At 60.7% G+C, this 8,087-nt stretch carries 7 protein-coding genes and 1 riboswitch; of the genes, 2 read left to right on the top strand and 5 right to left on the bottom strand.

Going from position 1 to position 8,087, the window contains the following annotated elements; translation table 11 throughout:
* Positions 1-380, top strand: a 380-nt coding sequence (locus tag D8U70_RS14690) for a YceI family protein (RefSeq protein ID WP_177433970.1), incomplete at its 5' end; no start/stop codon positions are given.
* Positions 381-630: 250 nt separating this feature from the next.
* Here the strand turns inward: D8U70_RS14690 and D8U70_RS14685 are convergent.
* From D8U70_RS14685 to ahcY, 5 genes are all read right to left on the bottom strand, one after another.
* A complete protein-coding gene (locus D8U70_RS14685) occupies positions 631-2,487 on the bottom strand; it encodes a DEAD/DEAH box helicase (protein ID WP_130929164.1) in 1,857 nt (618 codons plus the stop codon).
* A 221-nt stretch (positions 2,488-2,708) separates the two neighbouring features.
* Positions 2,709-3,521 (bottom strand): transporter substrate-binding domain-containing protein, encoded by an 813-nt coding sequence (locus D8U70_RS14680; protein ID WP_122706789.1) that lies wholly within the window; start codon positions 3,519-3,521, stop codon positions 2,709-2,711.
* A gap of 87 nt (positions 3,522-3,608) precedes the next feature.
* Positions 3,609-4,691, bottom strand: coding sequence for a hypothetical protein (locus D8U70_RS14675; RefSeq protein WP_110644413.1), 1,083 nt, complete (start codon positions 4,689-4,691; stop codon positions 3,609-3,611).
* 73 nt (positions 4,692-4,764) lie between these two features.
* Positions 4,765-5,610, bottom strand: coding sequence for a methylenetetrahydrofolate reductase [NAD(P)H] (gene metF / locus D8U70_RS14670; RefSeq protein ID WP_016772770.1), 846 nt, complete (start codon positions 5,608-5,610; stop codon positions 4,765-4,767).
* A 159-nt stretch (positions 5,611-5,769) separates the two neighbouring features.
* Positions 5,770-7,179, bottom strand: coding sequence for an adenosylhomocysteinase (ahcY, locus tag D8U70_RS14665; protein ID WP_016772771.1), 1,410 nt, complete (start codon positions 7,177-7,179; stop codon positions 5,770-5,772).
* A gap of 23 nt (positions 7,180-7,202) precedes the next feature.
* Positions 7,203-7,301: riboswitch (S-adenosyl-L-homocysteine riboswitch) on the bottom strand.
* Positions 7,302-7,499: 198 nt separating this feature from the next.
* Between ahcY and D8U70_RS14660 the strand changes: the two genes are divergently transcribed.
* Positions 7,500-7,904 carry a hotdog domain-containing protein gene (locus tag D8U70_RS14660; RefSeq protein ID WP_016772772.1) on the top strand — a complete coding sequence of 135 codons (405 nt, stop codon included), beginning with the start codon at positions 7,500-7,502 and terminating at the stop codon, positions 7,902-7,904.
* The last annotated feature ends 183 nt before the right edge of the window (positions 7,905-8,087 follow it).

Below are 8,087 nucleotides of genomic sequence, written 5' to 3'. Positions count from 1 at the left end.
AAGACAGCAAGATCGAGTTCAACGTCAACACTGCCAGCGTGTTCACCAACCACGCCGAGCGCGACAAGCACATCGCCAGCGCTGATTTCCTCAACGCCAGCAAGTTCGGCAAGGCTACTTTCGTATCCACCAGCGTCAAGTCCACCGGTGCCAACACCGCTGACGTGACCGGCGACCTGACCCTGCTGGGCGTAACCAAGCCGGTTGTCGTCAAGGCCACCTTCCTGGGCGAAGGCAAGGATCCATGGGGCGGCTACCGTGCCGGCTTCGAAGGCACCACCACCATCAAGCGTTCCGATTTCGGCAAGCAGAAAGACCTCGGTCCGAAGTCCGATGCGGTCGAGCTGTATGTTTCGTTCGAAGGTGTGAAAGCGAAATAAATTTCGCCGCCACATGAAAACGCCCCCGGTCGCAAGGCCGGGGGCGTTTTTCTTTGCCATAACACGCTATTCCTTGTGGGAGCGAGCCTGCTCGCGAAAGCGGTGTGTCAATCGGCAAAGATTCAGCTGACCCGCCGCCTTCGCGAGCAGGCTCGCTCCCACAGGGGTATTGCGGTGTGGCAGAGATAATCGAGGTAAAAAAATGCCCCGGCTCTTTCGAGTCGGGGCATTTTTCATGGCGGGTTGAAACTCAGCGATTGCGGGTCAGCAGTGCTGGTTTCTCGCCACGCGGGCGGCTTGGCAGTTGATCGAGTTGCTCAGGCGTCGGGAAGCGGTCGGCTTTCGATTCCTTGTGCATGATCTTCGGCCCGTTGCTGCGCGGGTTCTGCACGGCCGGTTCGCTGCGTGGCTGATCGTCACGGGCCGGGCGGCGGTTGCGTGGCGCGGATTCGTCACGACGACCCTGACCGTCACGCGGAGCGCCATTGCGCGGGCCGCTACGTTTGGCCGGTGGCGTGCCGGTGCTCGAGCCGTTGCTGTTGCGCGGACCGTTCTGACGACCCTGTGGCTGACCTCCGCGTGGAGCGCCTGCGCCTTGCGCCGGTGCGCCAGGACGACGGCCACGGCCGCCGGCAGGAGCGGCCTTCGGCACGTAGTCAACGCGGTTACCGAAGTTATCGATATCGTCGTCGAGGAATTCGTCCGGGGCACGGTCAGCCGCTGCACGCGGTGGCTGGCTCGGGCGCTGTTCGCGGCTCGGGGTGCCTTCGCGCGGTTTCTGCTGACGGGCAGGGCGCTCGCCACGTTCACCGACCGGCTTTTCCTTGCCCTTGTCTTTGCCTTTGTCCTTGCGACCGCCGCCACCGCCATTCGGGCCGTCGCCACGCGGGCCACGGGAATTGCGCGGGTTGCGGATGTCCGGACGCTCGCGGGCTTCCGGCTTCTCGGCTTCGATGGTGCTGGAGTCGAAGCCCATCAGATCGCCGTCGGCAATCTTCTGCTTGGTCATGCGCTCGATGCTTTTCAGCAGTTTTTCTTCGTCCGGCGCGACCAGCGAGATCGCCTCGCCCGAACGACCGGCGCGGCCGGTACGGCCGATACGGTGTACGTAGTCTTCATCGACGTTCGGCAGCTCGAAGTTGACCACATGCGGCAACTGATCGATGTCCAGACCTCGGGCAGCGATGTCGGTGGCAACCAGAATGCGTACTTCGCCGGCCTTGAAGTCGGCCAGGGCTTTGGTGCGCGCGTTCTGGCTCTTGTTACCGTGGATCGCCACAGCCGGCAGGCCGTGTTTGTCCAGGTATTCAGCGAGACGGTTGGCGCCGTGCTTGGTGCGGGTGAAGACCAGTACCTGTTCCCACGCGCCGGCGGTGATCAGGTGCGCCAGCAGCGCACGTTTGTGGCTGGCCGGCAGGCGGAACACGCGTTGTTCGATGCGCTCGACCGTGGTGTTCGGCGGCGTCACTTCGATGCGTTCCGGGTTGTGCAACAGTTTGCCGGCGAGGTCGGTGATGTCTTTGGAGAAAGTCGCCGAGAACAGCAGGTTCTGACGCTTGGCCGGCAGACGTGCGAGGACTTTTTTCACGTCGTGGACAAAACCCATGTCGAGCATGCGGTCGGCTTCGTCGAGAACGAGAATTTCCACGTGGGACAGATCGACGCTGCCCTGGCCGGCGAGGTCGAGCAAGCGACCCGGGCAGGCGACGAGGACGTCGACGCCACGGGACATGGCCTGGACCTGCGGGTTCATGCCGACGCCGCCGAAGATGCAGGCGCTGACGAATTTCAGGTCACGGGCGTAGATCTTGAAGCTCTCGTGCACCTGGGCCGCGAGTTCGCGGGTCGGGGTCAGGACCAGCACGCGCGGTTGGCGCGGGCCGTGACGCTGGGATTTGTCCGGGTGACCGTTGGGGAACAACCGCTCCAGAATCGGGAGGGCGAAACCGCCGGTTTTACCGGTACCTGTCTGAGCCGCCACCATCAGGTCGCGACCTTGCAACACGGCGGGAATGGCCCGCTGTTGCACCGGAGTAGGCTCGGTATAGCCCGCATCTTCGATGGCACGGACTAAAGCCTCGGAGAGACCGAGGGAAGCAAAGGACATGAGTAATCCTGTTTTAGTTAGGGCTTGGCCCAATGGGAGTCTTGCCTGGCGCGAATCACGTTTAAGAGGACGCAATCCCGTCCGGTCCAGCGGCGGTTCCGAAGGCACGTCAGGAGCGCTCGCGCGGGCTGGAAGCTGCGCTGTAGCGGGTCGAGAGGCCTGTTACGGTTCCGGGCGTCCGGGCGTGAGCCTGGCGGGAACGCCGGAGTATAACAGAGCAATCACTGCGCGCTGCTTTCCTGCTGCTCAACGGTTTTGCCGCCGGCCGTGGCCGGGCGCATTGGTGCGCCCTCAACAGGTGCGGCACCATAGCGCGCGCTGAGCTCGGCGTAGGCCGGTTCACGCTTGAAACGCTTGAGCTCGGCACCGAAACGCTGCACCAGCAAATCCATGCCGGCATTGCGCCGAACTGCAAGAAACTGGCTCTGGCGACTGATAACCGTCGGGTTTTCCGTGATCAGATCGCGAATATCCAGCTCATCGAGCAAATGCTGACCGACGCGGCGATCGGTAATCAACAGGTCGATGCGTCCGCGCACCAGTTTGCCGAAATTGGCTTCATGGGTTGGCGCCGGCTCACGGGTAAACAGGTCCGACTGGCTGAAGTCAGGGCTGTACAGATAACCCGGCGAGGTGCCGATGGTCAGGCCTTTGAGTTGTTCGAGGGTGTTGAATGGATGCGGCCGGTCGTTGGCGTAGAACATCACGAATTCGACATCGGACAACGGTTCGCTGGGATAGAGCAGGGTGGCGTCGCGTTCGGCGCTGTGAAAGATGTCCAGGGCACCGTCGGCCTGGCCGGTCTCGAGCATCGACAGGCAGCGCTTCCACGGCAGGAACTGCCATTCCACTTCAATGCCCAGACGCTGGAACACGATGGCGGTGGTTTCGTAGTCAAGACCAAGGTTTTTGCCACCCTGTTCGTAGACGTACGGCGCCCACGGCTCGGTGACAATACGCAACTTCTCCCCCCGAGCGGCGACGCTCAGGCAAGTCAAAAGAATAACGCTCAGCAGTTGGGCAATAAGGGGCATGGCCTGAGGTTAGTACGCGAAACGCCTGATGAGAAGCTCTGGCATGCATGTTTCGCGCAGACCCCGGGCGCAATGGCCGTGATGGCCTTATTTGCTTGCGGTTTTCAGCAGGTGTTGGTGGACCTTCGCGTGACGCGAACCAAGGATCCGCTTGACCAGGCCGCGACTGAACCAGTCCCTGAGCAAGTGCCTGCAAACCGGCTTGCCAATGCGTTTCTGCTGGTTTTCCAGCGCCTTGTCCCACCAGACCGCTGCACACGCCTGATCGAACTCGTTGGGATGTTCATAGCAGCCGTAAAGAATTTCGCGAATGAACTGACGCAGATGTGCCGGCAGCAGCAACGTGGCGAGCTTGTAGAACATCCGCTGCAGGCGCGGTGGTCGCGGCAGTTGCGGCGACACCCGCCGGGTGTCGTCCAGTGCAGCCTCGCCGGTCGGGTTGTCGCCATGTTTGGCGACCCAGGCCTGAACCTTGGCCCTGAACAGGTGCTTGCGGCTCCAGTAATGGTGAATCAGATCCGGGCACTTGTTGACGTCGAGCGTGCGATAGGCAGCCACTGACAGGCAGAACTCTTCGAGGGTGTAGGCGCCCTGTGCCGACGGGAACAGCTCATCAATCAAAGCGATGGAGCGGTCGAGCACGTGGGCATCCTGCCGATGCAGGCCGATGACGCCGGAGTTGAGCAGGCGCATGTGATCGTCAGTCAGGCCTTTGTCCAGCAGTGTGGCCGACAGCGTGCGGTAGAGCAGGCTCATCTTGTTGTCGCCATAGCGAGCGTAGTAGTCATTGCACAGCAGGGTGCCGGGCTGCACCCGCTCGAACAGTTTCAGCGGCGAGCAGTGGAAAAATGTATCGGTGTCGATCAACAGCGCCGTTTCATGCTCTTCAAGTACCGAGCGCAACGCGACATGTTTGATCCGGAAATGATAACCGTGGGGTTCGCTCCATTTCTGGCGCGTTTCGGCGTCCAGCGGGCGAATGCGTACGGGGAGATGCTCGTAGGGTTGCGGATTGTCGCTGAAGACCTGGATATCGATCGCGGCATCCGGTGTCTCGCGCAACCACGCCAGAGCACTGGCGATGCTGAAAACAGCTTCCTGATGGTAGGTCTCGGCACCGAAAACCAGATAGACCAGTTGAGGGCGTGTTTTTGTTTGCGCGCAGATCATCGACAACAATATTCCATTTGTGCTTTTCAGTGAAAAGGCCCGGTGAGGGCCTTTTTTATCGCATGGAAAACCTTCAGCGCGGCAGCTTCAGGTTGTTCCAGATGGCCAGGCTAGGTTCGGCCTGGTTCATCGAGTAGAAGTGCAGCCCCGGTGCGCCGCCCTGCAGCAGGCGTTCGCACATTTCGCTGACGACTTGTTCGCCAAAGCTTTGAATGCTTCGCGTGTCGTCGCCGTAGGCTTCCAGTTGCTTGCGGATCCAGCGCGGGATTTCCGCACCGCAGGCATCGGAGAAGCGCGCGAGTTTGCTGTAGTTGGTGATCGGCATGATCCCCGGCACGATCGGCAGATCCACGCCCAGCGCCTGCAAACGGTCGACGAAGTAGAAGTAGCTGTCGGCGTTGAAGAAGTACTGGGTAATCGCGCTGTCGGCACCGGCCTTTGCCTTGCGCACGAAGTTGGCGAGATCGTCTTCGTAGTTGCGCGCTTGCGGATGCATTTCCGGGTAAGCGGCGACTTCGATGTGGAAATGATCGGCGGTTTCTTCACGAATGAATTCCACCAGTTCATTGGCGTGACGCAGCTCACCGCTGGTCATGCCCATGCCGGACGGCAGGTCGCCACGCAGGGCAACGATGCGCTTGATGCCGGCAGCCTTGTATTCGTTCAGCAGGCCGCGCAGGTCGTCCTTGCTGTCACCGACGCACGACAGGTGCGGAGCGGCGGGTACTTTGACTTCGTTTTCCAGCTGCAACACGGTGTTGAGCGTGCGATCACGGGTCGAACCGCCAGCGCCGTAGGTGCAGGAAAAGAAATCAGGGTTGTAGGTGGCCAACTGACGGGCAGTGGCGAGCAGCTTTTCTTGCCCGGCATCGGTCTTGGTCGGGAAAAACTCGAAGCTGTAGCGACGGTCTTGGGACATGGTCATACCCTTGTAAACAAGTACCTTCGAGGCGCTGCAATCCCGTGTGGGAGCGAGCCTGCTCGCGAAAGCGCTGGGTCAGACAACCGTGATGTTGAATGATCAATCGCCTTCGCGAGCAAGCTCGCTCCCACAGGGAGAGCGAGCTTTCAGCGCCTGTTAGTAGCGGTAGGCGTGCGGCTTGAACGGGCCTTCGACGGTAACGCCGATGTAGTCAGCCTGTTGCTTGGTCAGTTGGGTGACCACGCCGCCGAAGCCGCGAACCATTTCCAGGGCCACTTCTTCGTCGAGTTTCTTCGGCAGTACTTCAACGGTCAGACGCTCGGCTTTCTGCGCTGGCGACAGGTCGGCGTATTTCTGGCCGAACAGGAAGATCTGTGCCAGAACCTGGTTGGCGAACGAACCGTCCATGATGCGGCTCGGGTGACCGGTGGCGTTGCCCAGGTTCACCAGACGGCCTTCGGCCAGCAGGATCAGGTAGTCGTCGTTCTGTGGATCGAAGCTGCCAGCGCCGGTGCGGTGAACCTTGTGCACCTGTGGCTTCACTTCTTCCCAAGCCCAGTTCTTGCGCATGAAAGCGGTGTCGATTTCGTTGTCGAAGTGACCGATGTTGCAGACAACGGCGCGCTTCTTCAGGGCTTTGAGCATGTTCGCGTCGCAAACATTGACGTTACCGGTGGTGGTCACGATCAGGTCGATCTTGCCCAGCAGCGCTTTGTCGATGCTCGCTTCGGAACCGTCGTTGATACCGTCGATGAATGGCGACACCAGTTCGAAACCGTCCATGCAGGCTTGCATGGCGCAGATCGGGTCAACTTCGGAGACTTTAACGATCATGCCTTCCTGACGCAGGGACTGGGCCGAGCCCTTGCCCACGTCACCGTAACCGATGACCAGCGCTTGCTTGCCGGACAGCAGGTGGTCGGTGCCGCGCTTGATCGCATCGTTAAGGCTATGACGGCAGCCGTACTTGTTGTCGTTCTTGGACTTGGTCACCGAGTCGTTGACGTTGATCGCCGGGATCTTCAGCTCGCCCTTGGCCAGCATGTCCAGCAGACGGTGTACGCCAGTGGTGGTTTCTTCGGTTACGCCGTGAACGCGATCGAGCACTTGCGGGTATTTCTTGTGCAGCAGCTCGGTCAGGTCGCCGCCGTCGTCGAGGATCATGTTGGCGTCCCAAGGCTGGCCATCCTTGAGGATGGTCTGCTCCAGGCACCACTCGTACTCTTCTTCAGTCTCGCCTTTCCAGGCGAACACCGGGATACCGGCGGCAGCGATAGCGGCAGCGGCCTGATCCTGAGTGGAGAAAATGTTGCAGGACGACCAGCGTACTTCGGCACCCAGGGCAACCAGGGTTTCGATCAGCACGGCGGTCTGAATGGTCATGTGGATGCAGCCGAGGATTTTCGCGCCCTTGAGCGGCTGCTCGGCAGCGTATTTGCGGCGCAGACCCATCAGGGCAGGCATTTCCGATTCGGCGATGATGGTTTCGCGACGGCCCCAGGCAGCCAGGGACATGTCGGCAACTTTGTAATCGGTAAAATCGGCAGGCGTGTTGACAGCGCTCATGAAGAGCCTCCATTCGTAATGTATGCGAATGGGCGCCGTTGTGCGTTTAGTGTCCGGCGCAGGCCGGTCAACGCCCCATCCGAGCCTGACAGGTCGAACCTGCTGCAGCGCCCCTCGGACAGGTGGCGGGAAAACGGTAGCCAGTGAACGTTACCGTTTTTTGAAACGGGGGCGATTATAGCCGCCCGGGCTGATCTTCCAAAGGGTTTCTGTCGGCTGGATGAAGATCGCCAATGGCGACCATAGTCGCAGCTGCCTGGAGCCTGACTGAGCAGTCTGCCAAGATGGGCGCATCTTTCGGCAAGCGCTCAGGAGTGAACATGAATTTCCACACCCGCAAATGGGTTAAACCCGAAGACCTCAACCCCAACGGCACCCTGTTCGGCGGCAGCCTTCTGCGCTGGATCGATGAAGAAGCGGCGATCTACGCCATCGTGCAACTGGGCAACCAGCGTGTGGTGACCAAGTACATCTCGGAAATCAACTTCGTCAGCGCCTCGCGCCAGGGCGACATCATCGAACTGGGCATCACCGCCACCGAATTCGGCCGCACCTCGATCACCCTGACCTGCGAAGTGCGCAACAAGATCACCCGCAAGAGCATCCTGACCGTCGAGAAGATGGTGTTCGTCAACCTCGGCGAAGACGGCCTGCCGGCGCCGCACGGGCGGACCGAGATCAAATACGTGAAAGACCAGTTCAAGGATGACGAGGCCGTTCAATAAGATCGACGGCGCATTCTTCGCGAGCAGGCTCGCTCCCACAGGTACAGCGTGATCCTTGTGGGAGCGAGCCTGCTCGCGAAAGCGGTTGCCAATTCAGCGGAGATTCGCCTGGCCACTGAACAGCCATGAAGCGCAACGGTCGTAGCTACATCCCCCCCCACCGGTTGCCACGCCATGACCACC

Origin of the sequence: Pseudomonas sp. Sample_20, assembly GCF_004307585.1 — a bacterium.
Lineage (GTDB): Bacteria > Pseudomonadota > Gammaproteobacteria > Pseudomonadales > Pseudomonadaceae > Aquipseudomonas > Aquipseudomonas atacamensis.
This window is presented reverse-complemented; position numbering and strand designations above follow the sequence as displayed.